Below are 21890 nucleotides of genomic sequence, written 5' to 3'. Positions count from 1 at the left end.
TGGACGGTGGCCCGACCGGCGGTGGAGCTGGCGACGGCGGATCAACACAGACAACCAGCGCTGTGAAGTTGTCTTCCGCCCCGCGCTCGTAGCAATAGCGGTGAATTTCGTCGCACAGCCCGTCAGGGTTGTCGACAAAGGTAATCATCAGCCGTTCCAGTTCGTCGTTGGTGATGTGGCGCGTCACACCGTCGGTACACAGCAGAAAACGCGAGCCAACCGTAAACGTGAAATCCTGCGTTTCAACTTCGACTTCGGGACGCACGCCCAGCGCCCGGCTGACTTCGTTAGCTTTAGGGAGTTGTTCAGCTTCGGCGGCTGAGAGTTCACCGCGGCGAACGGCGTCCTGCAACGGCGTGTGGTCAATCGTGACTTGCGTCAGTGCGCCGTTGGCGAAGTGGTACAGGCGGCTGTCGCCTGCGTGCGCGACGTAAGCCGTCTCGCCGTTGAGGTGCAACGCCACCAGCGTCGTCGCCATACCGGCCAAGTCGAGATCGTGTTTGGCCATCTCATAAATGTCACGATTGGCGTAGTGGATCGCGCGTTCAAGCCGGATGAGCGGCGGGTTGTCGTCGGGCGCAATGAAGGCGTCGCGGACGGTCTCAATCGCCGTCTGGCTAGCGATTTCACCGCCGGTGTTACCCCCGACGCCGTCGCAGACGACAAAGAGCCGGGCGTTGACTTCCGCCAGTGCCCGGTCTTGGTTGGCGATGCGTTGCAGACCTCGGTCACAGATGCAGGCAAAACGAACGGTAAAAGACGCCACCGAAGCAGTTGTGTCATGCGCCATGTCGCCGCTTACGCCTTCCGCCGAATGATGTGAAAGCCGTAGTAGCTTTCTACCTTGTCAATATTCCCCGGACTGAGGCCTTGGGCGCACTTTTTGAAGTTCTCATCAAAGACGCCCTTGGGAGTGATTTCGTAAAAGCCCGGAAAGGCGTTGTACTTGTAGTCATTCATCTTGTTGGGGTCGTCACTGTACTTGATGACAAGCTGATTGAAGTCGGCGCAGTTGCGGGCTTCCTCAAACACTTTTTCCCAAAGTTTGCGCGCCTCTTCCTTTGAGCGCGTAACTTTGATCTGGGGATTTTTAGACGCGCCGCTGCCTTTATACGCAATCAGGATGTGTTGGACTTCCAGCGACTCCGGGGGCGTTTCAGGCTTGACGGGAATAAGGTCTTTGGGGTCACAGGGTTTGGGGGCTGGTTTAGCCGGCTTAGCGGCTTTGTCTTCCGCCGCTGGCTTTTTGGGAGCGTTGTCACAGGCGACGCTCAAAAGCAAACCAAACATCAAGCAACCCAGTTGAAAGAAGCGCATACATACCTCCGGCGTGAACATCGTTCGCGGGTACGCAGGGAGCAGTGTCCGGCGACCAGCAAGAAGGCGTAGCGCCATCCTGACGGCGCGGCCGTCCATACGCGAACCAGCAGCAAACACGCAGCGGCAGAATACAACGGTGCGCCGCGCAGCGTCATGGGGCGCAAGTACCAAGCTGGTGCAAAAGCCGAGTTTCACAGCTCTTTCATGGCTGAAAGCCGATTTTGTTTCAGGCGGCGTTGCCATAATCGTCCGGTTTGACAGGGCTTGGGCGACGCCGTTAGCATCCGCGCCGGACAAGGAAGGAATCCAGGGTTATGCAAATTTACGATGTGACGGTTCCGGTTCATCCACGGATGCCGGTTTATCCAGGCGACCCGCCGGTAGTGCTTGAACCACACGCGCAGATTGCTAAGGGCGACCCGGCGAATGTGTGCTACTGCGGTATGGGAACGCACACAGGAACGCACATAGATGCTCCGTTCCACTTCATTCAGAACGGGCGCAAGCTACACGAGATTCCCCTGAACCTTCTGGTGGGCCGCGCGCGTGTCGTGGAAGTCACTTCACGAAAAATTGATGTCGAGACACTTTCGCGTTTGGATTTGGGCGAACACATCCGGGTCTTGTTCAAAACCCGTAATTCACATTTGTGGCGGCAGGAAACATTCAATCCCGACTATGTCTTCATTACACCGGAAGCGGCGGCCAAGCTGGTCGCCGACGGCATCAAGCTCGTAGGGATTGACTATTTATCGGTTGAGGAATACGGCAGTACGACCTTTGCGACCCATCATGAATTCCTCTCCAACGGGGTCGTCATTCTGGAAGGCTTGGACTTGCGCGAGGTGGACGCCGGCGACTATGAGTTGCTGTGTCTTCCGCTGAAACTAATGGACAGCGACGGCGCACCGGCGCGCGTCATCCTGCGGGGCTAATGTCGTCCGGTGATCTCCTCCAGCGGTTTTTCGTCCATCGCCTCATCGCCAGCCTGCGGGCGGCGACGGCGGAAATCGCTGTGCAGTCGGCGCAGGCCGTTGTTGAAGGCGGCATTCGCATTGTTGAAGTCCCATACACCACGCCCGGCGCAATGCGCGTCATTGTGGACATCCGGCGGCGCTTCGGTGATGAGGTTGTCGTTGGGATAGGCGACGCTCCCAGCATCGAAATTGCCGACCGTGCCATCAAAGCCAACGCTCAGTTTGTCACGCTGCCGTATGACAACGCGCCCCTTGTGGAGTTTTGCCGCAAGCACCGTCTGCTGGTTATTCCAGCCGGGGCGACGCCGCGTGAAGTGGCGTTGGTAGCCGAGCAAGGCGCGGCACTGGTACGGGTCTTTCCGGCAGCGGCTTTCGGCGGCGCGGTCTATATTGGCCATCTGCGGCGGGCGCTCCCAGAGGTTCACCTGCTGGCAGCCGGCGGCGTTGATCTCAACGAGGTGCCCAACTACTTCCGTGCCGGGGCGTCGGTCGTCGCTATCGGCGGCGGACTTTTTTCACCTCAAACCGATGCAACGCCGAACTTTGACCACCTCACAGAACGCGCACGACGGCTCGTCACAGCCTTGAGTACGCCGTCTGCCTAAATGCACAGCCTGCTGATTCGTAGGGCGCGGGTGGCTAAATCCGCCCGCTTGCACCCGCCTACTGTCGGGACCAACTTGAGGAAATGTTTATGAATCACCCATTGCATAGCTGGCCTATCCCTCACCGCCACCTTGTCGTTGGCGGATTTGTCCTAACGCTGCTGTTAGCTGTCTGGACGCCCGCTGCAGCGCAGCGTACCCGCCGGCAGCCCGTGCGTGAAGCCACGCCGACCGCCGCTCAAGGACCGGCGACCACTGCGCCGGCCGCTCCGCTGCCGCTCGCTGAATATTTTCCGGCCGACACCTTGCTCTATCTGGAGGTTGAGCGGATCACTAACGTCATAGACGAGGTTCTCGCCGCCGACAACTTCAGGAACTTCTTGGCGTCCGCTGATTCGCCGCTGCCGATTGATCTCACGCGGTATGACGAAGCGCTTGTCGCCTTTGGACTGCCTGACAAAGCGACCATCGGCGCGACGCGCTTCGGACTCGGTCTGACCTTGATACCGGGTAAGGACAAGTATGGGCTGGCACCGGCGATCGGTATACCGAAGCCTGAAGTTGAGTTGGTTGGTGTGGTGATTGCGCCGGATGACGCGGCGGCGACACGCTATGTGGAACTGGGTAGTCAGTGGTTGCCCGCTCTCGTAAACAACGGCAAAAGCGCCAAGCCCGTCACCGGTCGGGTCGGGCGGTTTCAGACGACCACCTTCCCGGCCCGCAAAGCGAATGAGTCCCTGATGATGGCTCGCAGTGGGCAGGTCATCGCCGTCGGCCTCAGTCCCGTGATGAAGCGCTGGCTGGCGCAGGTCAGCCGGCCGGGTTTTGCGCCACTAGGCAAAAGCAAGGGCTTTGAAGAGGTTCGGAGACAACTGACCAGGCCGTACAACGGACTGGTGTACATCAACACGACCTCGGTCGGCGGCTATGTACGGCAACTGCTGACCGACCTGTTGCAGCCACGCCCGTCCGCAAAGACCGCCTCCCGTGAACGAGTCAAGGCGAAAGCCGAGTTCGCCGCCAAAGTCAACCAACTGATAGAGCTTTCCGGCGTTGGGGTGATGGACGGCGTCGGCTATGCCTGCGGCGTGCAGGCGGGGCGCGTGATGCAAGAGATTGTCGTCGGCGTTGACCGCGCCGCGCCCGGCCTCTATCCGGCGTTTGTGGACGGGCCGCGCGTCAACGGGTACGCCGCCAACTTTCTCCCTGACAACACGCAGATTTTCGCCACGATGAGTGTCAACGCAACGCGCGTGTATGACACGCTTCGCCAGATGGCCGGCGTGGTCAGCGCCAAGTACGAAACGGATATTCAGGCCGCCGAGCGCAAGTTTGGCGTCAACTTTCGGCAGGAAATCGCCGCCGCGCTGACCGGTGAAATTGCCTTTGGCGTCGGCGGGCTACGGGTGGCTGAAATGTTCAGTGGTGGAGACCCGCTGTCCGGCGAACCCCACAGCGCGGTCTTCGCCGTCAGCAACAACCCGCAGGCGCTGCGTGACGCCTTCGCCAAGATTTTTTCGTTTGCCGTCCGCAAAGCCGCCGACCGGCGCGCCCAACAAGCTGCGCAACAGGCGACCGTCAACCCCGCTGAAGGTGAATGGGCGGTACCTCCCAAGCCTATTTTTGAGCCGCGTACGAAGATCTACGAAGGCGAGACGATTTGGCTTTTTAGCGGTGAGAACGACAAGGAAGAGGAGGCTTTCGCCGTCGCGGTCGTCGCCAATGTGCTTGTCGCTGGAAGGACAAGCGACGTGAAATGGGTGATTGACAGTTATCGTCGTGGACAAACGCTTGGACGGCGGGAAGATTTCAACGTTGGCTTCAGCGCGCGTCCGGCGGATGCAATGGGAAGCTTCTACCTTGCCCATAACTTCTTCGTGCAAATTTTAGAGGGACTGCGTAGGGAGACGCCGAAACGCTACCAGCCCTTCCTTGAAGGGTTGACGCCGTTTTCCTTTTTCACGCATATCGGGCGTGAAGGTCGCGCCATGATCAGCAGGGTGGACCTCCCGCTGTCGTTTATGGTCGGTGTCGCTGGCGCAAGCTACGGCTCGATGGCGGCGGCGGACGAACGTCGCGCCAATGAGCAGGCGGTATGTGATGTTTTGCGGGCGATTTATGAAGCGCAGATGGCATACGCGCGTGGCCCCGGTCAAGGGAGCTACTCTGACAGCTTGCCGACCTTGGCCAAACGCGCCGACGGCGGCCGTGCGTTCGAGGAAGAAGTCGAACTCATGCACCGCTTGCCGTACAAAGGCTACATCCTTGGTCCGATTGTTTTGCGTCCGGCGGGCGGAGGCAAGCCGGCTGGTTTCAGCGTGACGGCGTTCCCAGCGGTACGGACGGGGCCGGATCGCACTGGCGACTACACGTACTATTTGGATGAGACGGGCAAGCTCCGGTGCCGCGACAAGGCGGCGGAGGACGCTGACGCCGACAGTCCGGCTTGCCGGTCGTTTGCGGAGGAAGCCGCGCCGGGCGAATCCATGCCGTGACCCCGTTGAACTGTTTGTCAAATGCCTTCCACGGTACAAGAGCGCCGCTTTGAACAGCGTCTGACGGAGTTGACGGCCATGTGGCGAGGGCCGAGCGCCCCGCCCCTGGCCGAGGCGGCGGCGGCGGTAACGTGGGCGGTTGAGGTGGACTCAGAGATCGGCTCGATTCCGGCGCGACTAGATGCCATGGCGGATGAGTTACGTCGTTGCCTCGCCGCCGGTGCGTCCCGGCCGCTCTCGATTGAGTTGTTTATTGAAGGGTTTATCGCGCTTGGTTTTCGGGGCAACGAAACCAACTACTACGACCCGCGTAATAGCTTTCTGCACGACGTTCTGACACGCCGCACTGGGATTCCGATTACGCTTTCGGTTGTCTTCATTGAGTTGGCGCGGCGGTTCGGCCTGCGGTGTGAAGGCGTCAACTTTCCGGGGCACTTTTTGGTTCGTTATGCCGGCCCTGACGGCGTCGGCTACCTTGATCCATTTCGCCGTTGCGCGTGGCTTGACGACGACGGTTTGCGGTCTCTGCTCCGGGGCGTCCGCGGCGCGCAGGCGCAGTTGAAGCCGGAGGATTTGGCGACGGCCGGCGTCAAAGAGATTGTGCTGCGGATGCTCCGCAATCTGTTCGGCATCGCCGTCAACGCCAAGGACTGGGTAACAGCGCTGCGGACGATGCGCATGCTGTATGTCGTTCATCCCGATGACGACAATGTACGGCGTGACATCGGGCTGCTGTACCTCCAGCTTGAACGGTGGGGCGAGGCGTTGACGTGGCTAGAAGAGCAGAAGCGGCGTGTTACGTCTGAGACGGAGCGACAGGCGCTTGAACCGTACATCCGTGACGCCAAAACAGCCTTGGCGCGATGGAACTAGGGCCGTTCCGCGCAGGTGGAGGGGGGCCGTGGATCGCATCAAAGTTTGGCGCACGGCGGTGTTTGCCGCACGCCAAATAGCGAGCTAACCGCCTATTAGCAGAAAGCGCGCACTAGCGGCCTACCCGCTGACACAAACGATCCGCCGCCGCGAGGCCGCTGAGAAAAGCGGCCTCAACACGTCCGCCGAGGAAGTAGTCGCCGCAGGCCTCAAGTTGAAACTCCGCCGCCGCCGTCAGGAGGCTGAGGTCGGTCAACGTAGCCGCCGGGTTAGCGTAACGCCATTGCTTGATCTGCACCCATTGGAGCGTAGGCAGGTCAATATGCAGGTCAGCGTTGAGCGCTATCGCCAAAGCCTGCACTACGACGCCCTCCGGTTGATCCAACAGCACTCGACTGGCCTGTGGTGCAAACTGTGCAATGCCGACGCCCATGCCGGAGGGAACGCGCTGCGGAGCAAGTCGGTCGAGCCATGCTAGCCAACCAATGGCGTAGTGGCCGGCTGTCGCACGCAACGCCCCGACGCCCGGATACATGCCGTCGGAAATCGCGCCCCAGATCACAGTTAGACAAGGATAGTAGGGGATGTTCTCCAGCGCCCTCTGTAACGCCGCAAGCGATGCCGGCAGCGGCTGGCTGCGCGCCAAAAGCTGAGCCGCCTGCGGCGCTGGGAGTGCCAACACCACCCAGTCGGCCTGACGTATTCCGCCAAGCGTCGTATTGTCGCCGCGAGTGTGCAGCGTCCAGCGCCGCGCCGCCGCGTCCCACGCAACGGCTTCCACAAAACATTCCCGAATGACGCGGTGTTCGCCGAGCCGCTGAACGATGGCTTTGGCCAGCGTGGTCATTCCTAACCGAAAGACGTAGCGATAGGGAAATTCACGTCCCTCCGACGACACTTCCTGCGCAGCCTCAGCCAACGCAGCCGTCAGACTCTGAAAGGGATAACCGATAACAGGGGCGGCCAGCGGCTGCATCGCCTCAACCACCCCGATTTCCCGCAAAAAGCCAGCGAACGCCGCCGTCTTGACCGTGAAATACTGCGCGCCATGGTCAATCACAGCGCCCAAATGGCGACGAGTCGCCATCCGCCCGCCAAGCGCACGACTCTTTTCCAGCACTTCACAGTTGAAGCCGCGTTGCGTCAGCGTGTAGGCGGCGGTCAAACCAGCCAGGCCAGCTCCAATAACAGCGACATCCATGACGGTATGCGCCAGGGGGCATCAACGCACCCAATGGTTCAAGTCTCCTCGGCAAAGGCTGGGCTTTAGCTTGGCGGCGTCCCTCCATGCCACTGGAGGTTGCGTCCATAAGCTTCCATAATCATCTGCGCCGCGCGAAAGCCTGATACCGTGGCGCCCTCCATACTGGGCGTATAGCCGTGGTTTGTATAGTCGCCGCAGAGGAAGAAGTTTTCGATCGGCGTTTTCTGGGGCGGCCGCCGACTCTCCGCGCCCGGCTCACACCGATAAAGCGCCTGCGGGATTCGTACAACGGTGCTCTTGACCAGATTCGCTTGTGCAACTTCGGGAAACAACTCGGTTAGGTCGTCCAAACACAGCCGGACAATTTCACCGTCGTCAAGGTGAAAAATGTCCTTGGCCGGCGCGACGATCATTTCAATCAGGCACACGTCGTCGGCGTAGCCAGGACTCGTCACTGACAGATTAACGACCAACGACATGATCGTGCCGATGGCGAACACGGCGTTGTCCAGGGTGACCACCTTGCGGTCGAAGCGCAGTTGGACGGTAATAACCGGAATTTCCTCCACCTGCCAGAGGCGTGAAAAGAACGGAAAACTCCACGCCTGCCCCGGCAGCACCTCACGCAGCGCGTGGAGTTCCATCGCCGAGACATACACATCGGCCGTTAGGTACTCGCCGTTGGTAAGTTCCAACCCCAGTGCGCGCGGCGCATCATTGGAGAAATCAATTCGCGCCAGACGGGCGTTGGTGCGAATGCGCGCGCCGCGTTTTTCAAGGTACGCCTGAATTGGTTGGAACAACCGCCGACAGGGGTCGCCATCCAAAAAGCCGATGCGCGTCGCATTGAAACCCTTAGCGATCGAGGCCATCTGGAAAATGATGACCCGCGCCGAAACTTCGTCGGGACGGAGGAAGCTAATCGTCCGCGACAAGGGATCGAAGAAGCGTCCGATGGCCTCACGGTTGACACCCAAGTTGGCGGCCCAGTCGCTGAAGTTTTTGATGTCTTGGTTCTCAATGAAGTTTTTGTCGCCGGTAAACGCTGGCAGGAGTCCAGTCAGCAGTTTGAGTTTATCGCCGAAGCCGAGCAGATCGCTCCCAATCATGGAACGCAAGATTTCGACCGGCCCGGCAGACGGCGAGAAAGTGATGTAAGAAAGCTTGCCGCCCTTGCTGGCGTACACGAGCTGCTGCTTCTTCCATTTGATGCGGTCGGCGATGCCGACCCGCTCCATTAGAGCAATGAGCGACTTGTAACTCCCCCGGATGACGTGTGGGGCGGTTTCCACCCAGTCGCCGTCCTTGTCTAGCCAGGATGAGACGCGCCCGCCTAGGACGGGACGTTTTTCTAAAACTTCAACTTGATAGCCGTTGTCGGCTAGCTCGACAGCGCACGCCAAGCCGGCCAGCCCGGCGCCAACGATGATGACTTTCATAGGGCAAACAATCCAATCGTTCGTACCATTCCGCCCAGGCCGCCGGAACTGCTGGTCATTGTTGATGACGCCGGACGGGAACCAAAACGATACGCGCAATGTCGCCGCTTCGGCTAGTTGTTTTTGCTGAGCTTGGCGGCAAAGCGGCGTGCGCTACGGCCGTTGACCTGTCGGCGGCGGCAAGGTAAACACACGGCGGGGCGAGCTGCCCGCTTGATCTTGTTTGTTGGTGTCAACGTTTTTCCAATGGCCGAACCCAAACTACCGACGCGCGCCGAAGACTTCAACGAGTGGTACAACCAGTTGGTGCTACGTGCGGAACTTGCGGATTACGCGCCGGTGCGCGGCTGTATGATTGTCCGGCCCTACGGCTGGGCTTTGTGGGAGAACATTCAGGCGGCGCTTGACCGCCGCTTCAAAGCGACTGGACATCTCAACGCGGCGTTCCCGTTGCTCATTCCAAAGAGCTTTCTTGAGCGCGAAGCCTCGCATGTCGCGGGGTTTTCTCCCGAATTGGCGGTCGTCACCATCGGCGGCAACAAGGAACTCGAAGAGCCGCTTGTCGTTCGTCCGACTTCGGAGACCGTCATCGGGCACGCCTACGCCAAGTGGATTCAGTCGTATCGTGATCTACCGGTGCTTATCAACCAGTGGTGCAGCGTCGTCCGCTGGGAACTACGCACCAAACTCTTCCTGCGCACGCTGGAATTCTTCTGGCAGGAAGGCCATACGGCGCATGCGACCTTTGAGGAAGCTGAAGCCGAAGCCCGCCGCATGCTGGATGTTTATACCGACTTCGCCCTCAACGAGGCGGCGCTGCCAGTCATTCCGGGCGTCAAGTCGGAATCGGAACGGTTCGCCGGCGCGGATCGCACCTACTCGATTGAAGCTATGATGGGTGACGGCAAGGCGCTTCAAGCCGGCACGTCGCATAACTTGGGCCAAAACTTCGCCAAGGCGTTCGACATTCAGTTCCTCGACCGCGACGGCGAGCGCAAGTTCTGTTGGACAACCTCATGGGGGATGTCCACGCGGATCATTGGCGCGATCATTATGGTTCACGGCGACGATCAGGGATTGGTGCTGCCGCCGCGTCTGGCGCCGTTTCAGGTTGTCATTGTCCCGATATACAAAAATGACGCCGAACGCGCGCAGGTCATGGAAGCCGTCGCCGGGCTGCAACGTGAACTGGCGGCGGCCGGCGTTCGCGTCAAACTCGACGCACGAGACGGCCTAACGCCGGGCTTCAAGTTCAATGATTGGGAGATGCGCGGCGTCCCACTGCGGATGGAAGTCGGTCCGAAGGATGTCGCTAAGCGAACGGTCGTGCTAGCGCGACGCGACCGGCCGGGTAAGGACGGCAAGACCTTCGTTGCGTGGGACGGGCTAGCCGCCGCCGTCGCCGCAGTGCTAGAGGACATTCAGGCGTCGTTGCTGGCGAAAGCGACAGCGTTCCGCGACGCCAACATCCGTGACGTGACGACCTACGACGATTTCAAAGCGGCTGTCGAAACCGGCTTTGCGCGGGTATGGTGGGACGGCGACGCCGCGCTTGAACAGCGGATCAAGGAAGAGACCAAAGCGACGTTGCGGTGCATCCCGCTGGCGCAGCCGGGTGAAACGGGAACGTGTTTCATGACGGGGCGGCCGACGACGACACAGGCGATCTTTGCACGAGCATACTGAAAGCGTTGGACTTGAGCGGAGCGCCGTCGCTCTCTAGCCACGGAGGGTTGCCCACCGCCGTAAAATCAAGCAAGCTGAAGCGGCATCCCCGGCGCGGCGTCTCCGCGCCCAAGTACTGCTTCTTTTTTGGAAATACGCCTATGGTCTCCGATGAGCCGCCGCCGACTGATGGCGAACACCCCTCTGATCAGTCCGCCGACCCATCTGCTGCAGTAGACAGCGCCGCCGACGCTGCGCCTGTGGGCGACGCTGCACCCAAGGCAGCCGCAGCGGCTAAGGAAACCTTAAACGGCGCCGCCAACGAAGTACGACCGCGGGAGGTGCGTTGCCGGTACTGCGGTCAGCGGAATCGTGTCCGTCCCGACTGGACGCCTCGGGCCGGCGTGCGTTGTGGACGTTGCCGGCTGCCGCTGGATGAACAGCCGCATCGCAAGTTTCCTGGCCTTGAACCGCGTGAGTACATTCATCCGCTAGACTTGCAGGCGCTGAACACTCTGAAACTGATTCCCGGTATTGACCCGCTGCTCAAGAAGGCCCTTGAGATTACGGGTGAGAGCTATCTGCGGGTGATGTTCACCGCCAACGGCGTCAAGGTGTCGGAAAAGCAGTGTCCGGATTTACACGCCAAACTGGAAGTCGCCTGCCGTACGCTAGGGATTCAGGAATTGCCAGAACTGTATCTGAGCGTCACCAATCCGCTGGGCGGCGGTGGGCTGGGCTTCAACGCGTTTACGAGCGGCGTGGAAAAGCCCTTCATTGTGCTGTTTACACCGTTGGTTGAGCGTCTTGACGACATTGAGGTGCTGGCCGTCATCGCCCACGAACTCGGTCACATTCATTGTCGCCACCTGGTTTACAAGGCCGCGGCCGAGTTACTGTTTCAGCTTGGAAGCTACGCCTTGGCGCGCGCGCCGCTGCCGCAGGGCGTTTCTGAACTGCTGACGTGGCCTGTACGGAGCGCTTTACTGACTTGGTATCAGAAGGCGGAGCTGAGCTGCGACCGGGCGGCGCAGTTGGTTGTGCAGGAAACGCACGTTTTGACGAAGTTGATGATGAAACTTGCGGGTGGGGCGTTGACTTCCAAGCTCGACCATGAAGAGTTCATTGCTCAGGCGCGCGCTTTTGATCAGCGCAATGAAAGCAACTTCATTGACCGCTTCTGGACGTGGCAGATCGCCAGTGGCAGAACGCACCCCTTTCCCGTCTGGCGGGTTTCAGAAATTCTCAAGTGGACGGACAGTGAAGATGGTTACAAGAAGCTGATGAAGCCCGCCGCGCTCGCTACGACCTCCCACTAAAAAACCGGAGATGCGATTTCCGGCGCGTCAGGCATGAAAGCATTTTCAGCTTCGACTCCGCACGAACCACGACTTGACTTTCACGAATGGAGAGCCGGCCTCATCATTGTTGAGCGGACGGGCGTTCGCCGTCCCCTGTTTACTCTCCGTCAGGCCGACCAAGTGTTGGCGCACTTGGTCTGGCAGCGGCGGCGGGCTGGCCGCTATGTCGCCCTAGCTGACGGTCTGGCGCTTGATCTGAGCGTCGGGCGGATGGGGTACGAAATGATCATCCAAGACGGCACGCAAGGGCTGTCGCGGCTGCGCATCAATCGGCGGCGCAATCCGCACCGGGCGCGGATGACGATTGAACTGCCGACCGGACGCTTCCTCGTGAGGCTGCGCCGCGACGGGCGACAACCGGGTGATTTTTCGCTGCATGTCCGGCGAGAGTTCTACAAGCACGATTTGCTGGAAGTACGGTTTGAGCGCGCCCAACTCAACACGCACCACGGCTCGCCGTCCCGCCGCCTGTTGACCATCCAGGTGCATCCCATCATGCGCTGGGAGGCCGTCCATTTTCACCACTTGGTCGCCTTGTTAGTCGGTTGCGTGGTGTTTGTTGGCGGGCATGACCGGTTTCGGTTCGATCCGCGCGTCAATCCCTACATGGTCAAGCGCCGCGCTGCGGCGACATGAACATTCTTCATCTGAGTTCCGGACGGACTTTTGGGGGTGGGGAACGGCATGTGTTGGAGTTGGTCGCGGCGCTGGCCGTCCGGGGACACCGTCTACACGTTGCGACGCCAGCGGACAGCGCGCTCGCCCGACATTTGCAGGGGTTCGGCGTTGACTGTGTTCTCCACCCAATCGTCGTCCGGCGAGCATTTGATCTTGACGCGCTGCGACGGTTGTCCGAGGTGGTGGAGCGGGAGCGAATCGAGATTGTACACGCCCACTACGCCCGCGACTATCCGGTGGCGGCCGGCGTTGTGCGGTGGCGACACTGGCGCGGGGAGGCGACGCCTGTTCTGTTTCTGACGCGCCATCACTATGCGCCGCTGACGCGCCATTGGCTCTATGGATGGTGGCTGAGCGTCGCCGAGCAGTTGATTGCTGTATCGGGTTACGTCCGTGACCAAGCCAAAGCGTCGCTTGGTTGGGATGACGCCCGTTTAGTTGTCATTCCAAACTGGGTGGACGCCGACCGTTTTCGCCGCCCGCCTGATGTGGAGCGTCCGGTCTTGCGGCGGCGGTTTGGTTTGCCTAGCGAGGCGTTCATTATCGGCTGTCTCAATCGTCTGGAAGCGGCCAAGGGACAGGCGACGCTGTTGTTTGCGCTGGAGGCGGCCCGGCGGTCTGCGCCGTCTCTACACTTGGTGCTGGCCGGCGACGGCGACGAAGCCTACCTGGCGCGTTTGCGGCGGCAGGCTCATACGGCCGGTCTGACGGCGCAGGTCAGCTTCTTGGGGTTTGTCGAAGACGCGCCAGGGTTGCTAGCGGCCTGCGACGTAGTCGCCATCCCGTCCCAGAATGAAGCGTTTTCACTGGGTGTTTTAGAAGCTTGGGCGGCAGGCGTACCGGTCGTTGTCTCGGATGTTGGTGGTCTCGCCGAGTTGGTCGCTGACAACGTGAACGGTCTGCGGGTGGGGGCGCGCGACGTACGTGGTTGGTCCGCCGCTTTGCTCCGCCTATCCACCGACGTCGACCTCCGGCGGCGACTGATTGAAGGCGGCCGCCAAGCCGTGGGATGCTACACACTGGAACGCGCAGTTTCGGCAGTTGAGGCGCTGTACCGCGCCGCCGTCGCCTGCGAAAGGCGCTAAAATTTTTTGCAACGAAGTGTGCTGTTTGTTCGTCAACATCCGGCAGGCATCCGCTCCGGTTCACTCTTCGCCGACGGGGATACGAGCATGGGAAACATCGGGTACGTGCAACGCCAAGTGACGCGCCGATTTCTGGCGCTGTTTGTTGCGCTGGCGGTGGTCGGCTCACCGCTGCTTGCGGCGGCGCAGTCCGGTCGTCAGACAACGCGGCCGCGGATTGTCCCGACGCGGCCGACGACGGATACGCCGCCTGCCGATGAAGGAGACTCGGCTGCGCCAAGGCGTGAACGTCCGACGCTGGGTCGGCGCGGCGACAATGCGCCCAGTCCGTCGCTTCCTACACCGACGCCGCCGGCTAGCGACGAAGACATCATCACCATTCAGGCGACGCTGGTGACGATTCCGGTGGTTGTGAGTGACGACTACAACCGCTACATACCGTTTCTCAAGAAAGGCGACTTTTCCCTGACGGAAGACAACGTACCGCAGGAAATCACATTTTTTACGTCCGAGCAGACGCCCTTTCACGTGGCGCTGGTGTTGGATGTCAGTCGGAGCGCTTACTTGAGCATTGACGACATGCGCGACGCGGCGGACGCCTTTATTGACCATATCCGCCCGGACGATCGGGTGAGCGTGTTTACCTTCTCGGATAAGATTCGGCAACTCTGTCCGTTTACCAGCGATCAAGCCGAACTGCGCCGCGCCGTGGCGCGTGCCAAAATCGAGGGGGGAACGCGGCTTTATGACGCCGCCTACCAGATTCTTGAAGGCTATCTGGCTCCGATTGAGGGACGCAAAGCGCTGATCCTGCTGACGGACGGCGAAGACACCACCAGCCGGTACTATAAGCCGCGTGACGTTCTCGACCGGGTGGTGGAATCGGATGTGCTGGTGTACACGGTGGAATACCCGGCCGCCGATCCAAATCAGATTCAAACGCCGATCCAGTTTCCGTTCCCCCTGCCGTTTCCGATGCCGGGGCGTCGTTCGCGTCGCGGCCCAATGTTTCCGTTCGCCGACCCACCCCAAACCGGCCGTTCCGCCAGTCGTCAGGATCCTTCCGTGCTTGGTTTGGAGGAAACATTTTTGCGCGACATTGCCGTGATTTCCGGCGGGACGCACAACCCCTTCACCGATCTGAGCACGGCGCGAACGATCTTCAAGGCGATTGCCGACGAACTCCGTCACGTGTATGTCCTTGGGTACTACCCAACCCGTGGGCTTGACCAGCCCGGTTATCGGCGAGTGCGGGTGCGGGTGAATCGTCCGGAGGCGCGGGTACGGGCGCGTCCGGGCTATTTTGTCACTGAAGAAATGGCGCGGCGGAACACGCCAGCGACAACGGGCGTTCCAGCCAATGCTCGCGACTAATGCCCAGCAGACTGGTCATCCTCGATTACGGCGTCGGCAACTTACGCAACCTAGAACGTGCGTTCGCGCAGGTTGGCGTCATGGCGGATATTTCCTCCGAACCGGCGGCGGCGCGGCGGGCGACCCACGTTGTCCTACCGGGCGTCGGCGCGTTTGGCGCAGCTATGGCTGAACTCCGTGCGCGGCGGTTAGACGGCGTGATTCAAGACGCGGCGCGCGCCGGTATTCCAGTGTTGGGCGTTTGTGTTGGTTTTCAGATGTTGTTTGAGGCGAGTCAGGAATTCGGGCGGCATGCCGGGTTGGGCTTGTTACCCGGAGAGATTGTCCGCTTTCCGCCCGATGTACGTCCTGTACCCCATGTCGGCTGGAATCAGGTAACCCAGACGCAGGCGCATCCGCTCTGGCAAGGCATTCCCGACAAAGCGTTTTTTTACTTCGTCCACTCGTATCACGCGGCGTCAGTTCGCCCGGAGACGGTGATTGGGACGACCTACTATGGGCTGCATTACGCGAGCGCCGTCGCGTGCGCCAACGTCATGGGCGTTCAGTTCCATCCGGAGAAGAGCCATCGGGTGGGGCTACGACTTCTTCAGAATTTCGCTGCGTTTGGCTGAAACGCTAGGCGACTTGCGCCGGTTGTACATTTTTGAAAAACGCCAGCAGCGCATCGTTTTCTTCCGGCGTCCCAAGGTTGAAGCGGACGTATTCACTCAACAGCGGATACCGGCTGACATCGCGGATGAGAATGCCTTGCGCCAACAAGGCCTCGAAAAGGCGTTTGGGCGCCACCTGCGGCGTGTGCAACAGGTGAAAGTTGGCGCGGCTCGGCAGCAGCCTAACCCAATCAATTTCGGCGAAAGCTGCCGTCACGCGCGCCCGTTCACGAATGATGCGCTCGACCAGCGGACGTAGCTCGGCGTCGTACATCTCAACGGCGACCTGCGCCGCCGCCAGCGAAAAGAAATTCACGTTATAGGGCAGTTTGGCCTTGTTGATCTCTACAGCGACTTCGGGCGCAGCCAAGCCGTACCCAATGCGCAGCCCGGCCATCGCCATCGCCTTCGAGAACGTCCGCAGGACGACCAGACGTGGAAAATCGGCCAGCAGCGGAACAAAATTCTGGTCGCAGAACTCGTGATACGCTTCATCCGCAATCACAAAGCCGTCGAAGGCGTCCAGGACGGCGCGCAGTTCCGCTTCCGTGACCGTGACGCCGGTTGGGTTGTTCGGCGAGCAAAGAATCATTGCCACGGCTTGGGTCTGCTGCGCCGCGTCAATCATCGCTGGCATGTCATAGCTGAAGTCCGGTCGAGGCGGGACGTTGACGACCACACCGCCCAACACCTCGACCATCAAGCGATAGACCGTAAAGGTCGGCTCGCTGAGAACGACCGCCGCGCCGGGCGCGACCAGAATCGTCAGAAGCGCCTGAATAATCTCATTCGAGCCGTTGCCGATGACAACGCCATCGGGACGCCACCCGGCGAATCGCGCCAGCGTCGTCTGCAAATCAGTTGGGACAAAGTCAGGATACCGCGCCCAGTCGCGCCCGGCCGTTCGGCGCAGCGTTTCCGCGACAATGGCGGGCGGCACGCCGAACGGGTTTTCATTCTGGTTGAGTTTGATGGGAACGCGGTGCGGCGTGAGCGTGTAAGGCTGCAACCGCCGCACCGACGGCTTGATGAGATCGTCGAGCGTGCGCATGGCGTCAGCCTACGCTGTACCGCGCCAGCTTCGCCGCAAAGTCGTCCATGGCTGCGCGCGTCGTGTTTTCCGTTGCGCACACCAGCAGCTCGTGGGTTCGCTCCGGGAAGTAGCGCGAAAGCGGCAGCCCGGCCAGAATGCCTTCGGCAAGCAGTTCATCTACGATTTGCGCAGCCGGCGCCGGCGTCCTGACGACGAATTCATTGAACACCGGAGCGCGATAGACAAGCTCAAAACCGGGCAGCGCCGCGAGGGCGTTTTTCAGGTACGCCGCTTTCTGGATGTTGCGCGTCGCCAGTTCCTGAAAGCCGCGTCGCCCAACGGTGGAGAGAAAGATTGCCGCGACCAGTGCGCACAAGCCTTCATTGCTGCAAATGTTTGAAGTCGCCTTTTCGCGTCGGATGTGCTGTTCGCGCGTAGCCAGCGTGATGACAAAGCCCCGGTTCCCTTCGGCGTCGTAGGCCTGCCCAATCAAGCGACCCGGCATCTGGCGGGCGAACTGTTCGCGCGCGGCGAAAAAGCCGAGGTGTGGCCCGCCGAACGACGGCGGTATGCCAAGAGACTGCCCCTCGCCGACGACGACATCCGCGCCGACCTCGCCGGGCGGCGCAAGCACGCCCAGCGACATCGCTTCGGCGACGGCGACGACCGTCAGCGCCTTGTGCTTGCGAGCCGCTTCCGCGACGGGCGCGACATCCTCGATGCAACCGAAGAAGTTGGGCGACTGAACCGCAACGCAAGCGACGGCGTCATTGATCAACGCCTCGACAGGCGCTGTCGTCCCGTCTTCGGCCAACGGAGCGATGACCAACTCAAGCCCGGCGCGGCGCGCATAGGTTTCGCATACTGCCTGATATTCGGGATGAACGCCGGCTGACATGATGACGCGGTAACGATTCGTCAGCCGAACAGCCATCAACATCGCCTCAGCCAACGCCGTCGCCCCGTCGTACATGGAGGCGTTCGAAACGTCCATGCCAGTCAACTGGCAGATGAAGGTCTGATACTCGAAAATCGCCTGAAGCGTGCCCTGATTGATTTCCGGCTGGTAGGGTGTATAGCTCGTATAAAACTCCGACCGCGACACCAACGTGTCAATGATGAGCGGACGAACGTGGTCATACACGCCAGCGCCCAGAAATGAGGCGCGCGGTAAGATGTTTTGTCCCGCCAGCGATTCAAACAACGCCGTCAACTCGGCCTCGCTCGCCGCCGGCGGCAGGTTCAACGGACGCTGGAGCTTGAGGTCTTCGGGAATGCCGCGAAACAGCTCGGCGATGGTTGACAGGCCGAGCGTCGCCAGCATGGACGCCCGTTCTTCAGGTGTTGCGTTTGGGATGTAGCGCATGCGCGTTGAAGCGACGCGAAAACGACCGGCGCATGGGGGGTGAGGCCGGTCGTCGCAGCCGTCATTTCTCGTTGATAAAGTCTTCGTATTCGGCGGCGCTCAACAGCGCGTCCAGTTCACTTGGGTTAGAAAGCTTGATCACAATCATCCACCCTTCATCGTAGGGCGATGAGTTGACGAGTTCCGGTGCGTCAGCCAGCTTGGTGTTGACCTCGATGACCTCGCCTGAGACCGGCGCAAACAGTTCGCTAACGGCCTTGACTGACTCGACGGAGCCGAACGGCTCGTTGGCTTTGACCGTCGTACCGACCTTGGGGAGGTCAACATAAACGACGTCGCCCAGCGATTCCTGCGCGTAGTGCGTAATGCCGACCCGCCCCGTATCGCCGGTGACGCGGATCCATTCGTGATCTTTGGAGTACTGCAAGTCGTCAGGATAGTTCGCCATGAAAAACCCTCGCCAAGATGCCTTGCGCGCCTCATGCTTTGGGGCGCGTGTAAAAAGGAGTTGAAACGATGCGGCAGGGAACTTCGCGCCCGCGCACCACGGCGAACACTTGCGTCCCGACCGCCGTTTTGTCAATCGGAAGATACGCCAGTCCGATGTTTTTCTTCAGAAACGGCGACGGGCTGCCGGAAGTAACATGCCCGATTTCCCGTCCATCAGCGACCAGCGGATAGCCGTCGCGGACGGGAACGCGGTCTTCCACCTCGAAGCCAACCAGCTTGCGCGTCAGCCCAGTTTCCTTTTGCCTGAGTAAGGCGTCGCGCCCAAGGAAATCGCCCTTGCCGAGCTTGCACATCCAACCCAAATCGGCTTCAAGCGGGGTCACCGTCTCGTCAATTTCGTGACCGTAGAGCACCATCTTGGCCTCAAGACGCAGTGTGTTGCGCGCGCCAAGGCCGCATGGCGTTGCGCCGCCGGTCGTTGTCAACGCCGTCCAGAGCCGTTCGGCGTCATCCGGCGCGCAGTAGAGTTCAAAGCCGTCTTCGCCGGTGTAGCCCGTCCGCGCCGCCAACGTCGGAACACCGGCAATGACCACCTCGCGGCGAAAGCGGTAGTAGCCAAGACCCGTCAGGTCGTCAGTCGTCAACGATTGCACCAACGCCGCCGCCTGCGGCCCCTGCACGGCCAACTGCGCGTACGCGGCGCTGACGTTGTGCACTTCGACCTCAAAGCCCGCCGCGCGTTGTGTGAGCCAGTTTACATCCTTGTCCGTGTTAGCTGCATTGACGCAGAGGAAGTATGCATCTTCCGCAAAGCGGTGCACGAGGATGTCGTCCACAAATGTCCCCTGCTCGGTCAGCAGCGCGGAATACTGCGCTTGGCCGTCGGCAAGCCGCGCTGCGTCATTACAGGTCACAGACTGGATGAACTTCAGCGCTTCCCGGCCGCGGACGAGAATCTCGCCCATGTGACTGACATCGAAGACGCCTACCGCCGTACGGACGGCCATGTGTTCGGCGACCAAACCGCCGTACTCAATCGGCATCGTCCACCCGGCGAACGGGGCCATTTTCGCGCCAAGCGAGCGGTGTACGGCGTCAAGCGGCGACTGTTTGAGTTCGGAAGACACGCAGCGAACAGGCCTTAGGGCTGGGAATCCGCCCGGCGTCCCGGACAACCAAGGACGGCGACGCTACCACCGGCTTTTGGGAGGGTCAAGGCGGCGCGGCCGACCCTGACTCAAGCTGATGATTGATCCCCCGCAGAGCCGCAGACGCCTTGCCAGCCGCGTCGGCGCAGCCTACGATAGGCGTCGGCTGATTGAGCCAGTCGCCATTTTTGCGCTTTGTGGAGGACGACCGCCATTCGCACGCGACCTGCCCCATCGCCTTTGCCTGCGTCCTAACGCGCGGTGGTTTCCTCACGACCGCCGCGACGTTGGCGCGCGACGTTCGTCACAGGAGGAAACCCGCTATGACGACCAAGTTCGCAACCGATACATTCGCAACGGATTCGTCAAAAATCCCTTCTCCGCCTTCACGGCGCACTGGCGGACGTGACCGCCTGACGCCGACGCCCGCGTTTCAGCCCAACATGTTTGAGGATGATTTGGTCTCGGCGTTGGCCGTGGCGACGGAAAACGTCCGTGCTCGACAGGTCTTTGCTTGGGAATGTGTCCGCCGTCGGTGCGCCGTCTAGACAGACAAACTTCGAACCGGCGCGGTTGGTCGCGCCGGGCTCGCTTGTGATTGGCGGGGCGACCCTAGTCTGGGTTTACGCCTATGGGTGGAATAACCTCTACGGCGACGGCTGCGCCCATCTGGCGATCGCCCGCAAGCTCGTGGACGCCCCACCGGACGCCGGCTGGTGGGATCGTTACATTCAGTTGGGCAGTCCGTGGCTGCCTCTGCCGCACGTTCTAGCCGCCCCGCTAACGGCTTCCGACTTCCTCTGGCGGACAGGGCTGGCCGGAAGCCTCCTCTCACTAACCGCCTTTGTCACGGCGGCGGTTTTTCTCTTCCGCCTTGTTGCGGCGCTCACGGCGTCGCGGATGTCCGCCGTCGTCGCTTGGTCGGCGTTTGCGCTCAATCCGTCATTGCTTTACGTCCAGACGACGCCCCTGACGGAGCCGCTGTTTCTGGCGACGCTGCTGGGGAGCGTCTGGTATGGGTACGGTTGGGTGGTGCAGGGTCGCCGTGCTCTACTGGTGAAGTTTGCGCTGTGGACGCTGTTGGCCGTCCTCACCCGCTACGAAGGTTGGATTTTGACGCCGGCCGGATTAGGCCTCGTGGCGTTGTGTTCGCCGCGTCGCGGTCGGGCGCGCGTCGCCGACATCACGCTCTGGGGCGGTGTCGTCGGGGCGGGGATTGTGTATTGGCTCTGGCACAACTGGGCAATTTACGGCCGTCCGCTGGAGTTTCTTGACGGACCGTACTCGGCGCGCGGCTACTTTGCGCGTCACCGGGACGAGTTGAGTTACTTGAGTTTTGTCGTCGGGCAGCCGCTTGCCGCCGGACTGGTGTGGAGTGTGACGGTGGTGATTTGCGTCACCGCCGTCACAACGTTGTTCGGGTTGATCGGCTGGGCGCGGCGGCTGTATGAGCTTTGGCGCGCGCGTTCATTGGATGTACCGCTTGGCGTGGCGCTGTTGTGGCTGTGGCTGCCGCCGCTGTTTACCGCCTACAGCCTGTATTCGGGCAACATTCAGATTTACCCGCTGTTTTTGAATAACCGCTATGGCTTGACGGCGCTCCCGGCGTTGGCCGTCGGCGTTGGTCTGGCGGTCGCAGCGCGGCAACGGAGACGGTCGCAACCGTGGTGGCCGGCGGCTGTTATGCTGGCGTGCCTCGGACAATTACTCTGGTTGTTGCGCGACGGCGTGTACCAACTGTCGGTTTTTCAGGAAGCTTATCGCGTACAGTTCACGCCGGCCGGACGCGAGCGCCGCGCGTTGGCGCAGTTTTTGCGCGCGCACATTGGGCAAGCGCAAGTTGCGCTTTTCAGCGGGGAAGCGTCATCCGTGATTGCGCAGAGCGGGCTGACCTACGCCCAACTGCTGCACGAAGGGCGTTCGGAGTGGCACGCCTTGGACAAGGCGATTCCGGCGACGGTGACGTGGCTGGTGGTTGGTCGGGGCGACGCGCTGGACGCCATGCTTGGGCGGCGTCCGGTCGGGTATGAGATGTTTTCCATCGTCTGGGTTTCGGAACGGGGGACGTTCACCGTTCTGCGTCGCAACCCGTAGCGCCTTTGGCCGACCGGCGGTCGGCCGCCGCACGCCGAACCCTTGACGCCGTTCACTCCGGGGCGCCGCT

General features: G+C 61.0%; 19 protein-coding genes and 1 pseudogene. 12 read left to right on the top strand and 8 right to left on the bottom strand.

The features are described from left to right. Positions 1–55: 55 nt before the first annotated feature. Together NZ585_01285 and NZ585_01280 are read right to left on the bottom strand one after the other, a co-directional pair. Positions 56–790: pseudogene (locus NZ585_01285) on the bottom strand (protein phosphatase 2C domain-containing protein). An 8-nt stretch (positions 791–798) separates the two neighbouring features. Then, positions 799–1317 (bottom strand): peptidyl-prolyl cis-trans isomerase, encoded by a 519-nt coding sequence (locus NZ585_01280; protein MCS7078670.1) that lies wholly within the window; start codon positions 1315–1317, stop codon positions 799–801. Between the two features lie 317 nt (positions 1318–1634). On the opposite strand from NZ585_01280, the gene NZ585_01275 reads away from it, so the two are divergent. The 4 genes from NZ585_01275 to NZ585_01260 all read left to right on the top strand — a co-directional run bounded on the left by NZ585_01275 (position 1635) and on the right by NZ585_01260 (position 6270). Beyond that, positions 1635–2255: a cyclase family protein gene (locus NZ585_01275; protein MCS7078669.1), complete on the top strand. Its 621-nt coding sequence runs from the start codon at positions 1635–1637 to the stop codon at positions 2253–2255. Beyond that, positions 2255–2902 carry a hypothetical protein gene (locus tag NZ585_01270; protein MCS7078668.1) on the top strand — a complete coding sequence of 216 codons (648 nt, stop codon included), beginning with the start codon at positions 2255–2257 and terminating at the stop codon, positions 2900–2902. The genes NZ585_01275 and NZ585_01270 overlap by 1 nt, the downstream gene beginning before the upstream one ends. An 89-nt stretch (positions 2903–2991) precedes the next feature. After that, positions 2992–5397, top strand: a complete 2406-nt coding sequence (locus NZ585_01265; protein MCS7078667.1) for a hypothetical protein — start codon at positions 2992–2994, stop codon at positions 5395–5397. 21 nt (positions 5398–5418) lie between these two features. Beyond that, positions 5419–6270, top strand: coding sequence for a transglutaminase-like domain-containing protein (locus tag NZ585_01260; GenBank protein MCS7078666.1), 852 nt, complete (start codon positions 5419–5421; stop codon positions 6268–6270). Between the two features lie 112 nt (positions 6271–6382). On the opposite strand, the gene NZ585_01255 is transcribed toward NZ585_01260, so the two are convergent. Together NZ585_01255 and NZ585_01250 are read right to left on the bottom strand one after the other, a co-directional pair. Beyond that, entirely contained in the window at positions 6383–7471 is a 1089-nt protein-coding gene (locus NZ585_01255) for an FAD-dependent oxidoreductase (GenBank protein MCS7078665.1), read from the bottom strand. 65 nt (positions 7472–7536) lie between these two features. Then, complete coding sequence (locus tag NZ585_01250; protein MCS7078664.1) at positions 7537–8913, bottom strand: FAD-dependent oxidoreductase; 1377 nt, start codon at positions 8911–8913, stop codon at positions 7537–7539. Between the two features lie 246 nt (positions 8914–9159). Here NZ585_01250 and proS point away from each other — a divergent pair, with 246 nt between their 5' ends. The 6 genes from proS (at position 9160) to hisH (ending at position 15690) form a co-directional block, all read left to right on the top strand. Next, positions 9160–10599 carry a proline--tRNA ligase gene (gene proS, locus NZ585_01245; protein MCS7078663.1) on the top strand — a complete coding sequence of 480 codons (1440 nt, stop codon included), beginning with the start codon at positions 9160–9162 and terminating at the stop codon, positions 10597–10599. 140 nt (positions 10600–10739) lie between these two features. Beyond that, positions 10740–11897 carry a M48 family metallopeptidase gene (locus NZ585_01240; GenBank protein MCS7078662.1) on the top strand — a complete coding sequence of 386 codons (1158 nt, stop codon included), beginning with the start codon at positions 10740–10742 and terminating at the stop codon, positions 11895–11897. A 33-nt stretch (positions 11898–11930) separates the two neighbouring features. After that, positions 11931–12575, top strand: a complete 645-nt coding sequence (locus NZ585_01235) for a hypothetical protein (protein MCS7078661.1) — start codon at positions 11931–11933, stop codon at positions 12573–12575. Next, positions 12572–13702, top strand: coding sequence for a glycosyltransferase family 4 protein (locus tag NZ585_01230; GenBank protein MCS7078660.1), 1131 nt, complete (start codon positions 12572–12574; stop codon positions 13700–13702). Before NZ585_01235 ends, NZ585_01230 begins: the two co-directional genes overlap by 4 nt. Positions 13703–13720: 18 nt before the next feature. Continuing rightward, on the top strand, positions 13721–15076 hold the full coding sequence (locus NZ585_01225) for a VWA domain-containing protein (GenBank protein MCS7078659.1): 1356 nt from the start codon (positions 13721–13723) through the stop codon (positions 15074–15076). Next, positions 15076–15690, top strand: a complete 615-nt coding sequence (gene hisH, locus NZ585_01220; GenBank protein MCS7078658.1) for an imidazole glycerol phosphate synthase subunit HisH — start codon at positions 15076–15078, stop codon at positions 15688–15690. The genes NZ585_01225 and hisH overlap by 1 nt, the downstream gene beginning before the upstream one ends. Before the next feature lie 4 nt (positions 15691–15694). On the opposite strand, the gene hisC is transcribed toward hisH, so the two are convergent. The 4 genes from hisC to gcvT all read right to left on the bottom strand — a co-directional run bounded on the left by hisC (position 15695) and on the right by gcvT (position 19705). Further along, positions 15695–16780: a histidinol-phosphate transaminase gene (gene hisC, locus NZ585_01215; GenBank protein ID MCS7078657.1), complete on the bottom strand. Its 1086-nt coding sequence runs from the start codon at positions 16778–16780 to the stop codon at positions 15695–15697. Positions 16781–16784: 4 nt separating this feature from the next. After that, the gene (gene gcvPA / locus NZ585_01210) at positions 16785–18128 is read right to left on the bottom strand and encodes an aminomethyl-transferring glycine dehydrogenase subunit GcvPA (protein ID MCS7078656.1); all 1344 of its coding nucleotides are present in this window, start codon (positions 18126–18128) and stop codon (positions 16785–16787) included. 61 nt (positions 18129–18189) lie between these two features. Further along, positions 18190–18576: a glycine cleavage system protein GcvH gene (gene gcvH, locus NZ585_01205; GenBank protein ID MCS7078655.1), complete on the bottom strand. Its 387-nt coding sequence runs from the start codon at positions 18574–18576 to the stop codon at positions 18190–18192. A 31-nt stretch (positions 18577–18607) separates the two neighbouring features. Next, entirely contained in the window at positions 18608–19705 is a 1098-nt protein-coding gene (gene gcvT / locus NZ585_01200) for a glycine cleavage system aminomethyltransferase GcvT (GenBank protein MCS7078654.1), read from the bottom strand. A gap of 344 nt (positions 19706–20049) precedes the next feature. On the opposite strand from gcvT, the gene NZ585_01195 reads away from it, so the two are divergent. Then, a complete protein-coding gene (locus NZ585_01195; protein MCS7078653.1) occupies positions 20050–20274 on the top strand; it encodes a hypothetical protein in 225 nt (74 codons plus the stop codon). Then, complete coding sequence (locus NZ585_01190) at positions 20222–21820, top strand: hypothetical protein (protein ID MCS7078652.1); 1599 nt, start codon at positions 20222–20224, stop codon at positions 21818–21820. The genes NZ585_01195 and NZ585_01190 overlap by 53 nt, the downstream gene beginning before the upstream one ends. Positions 21821–21890: the final 70 nt, after the last annotated feature.

Origin of the sequence: Chloracidobacterium sp., assembly GCA_025057975.1 — a bacterium.
Taxonomy (GTDB): Bacteria; Acidobacteriota; Blastocatellia; order Chloracidobacteriales; family Chloracidobacteriaceae; genus Chloracidobacterium.
This window is presented reverse-complemented; position numbering and strand designations above follow the sequence as displayed.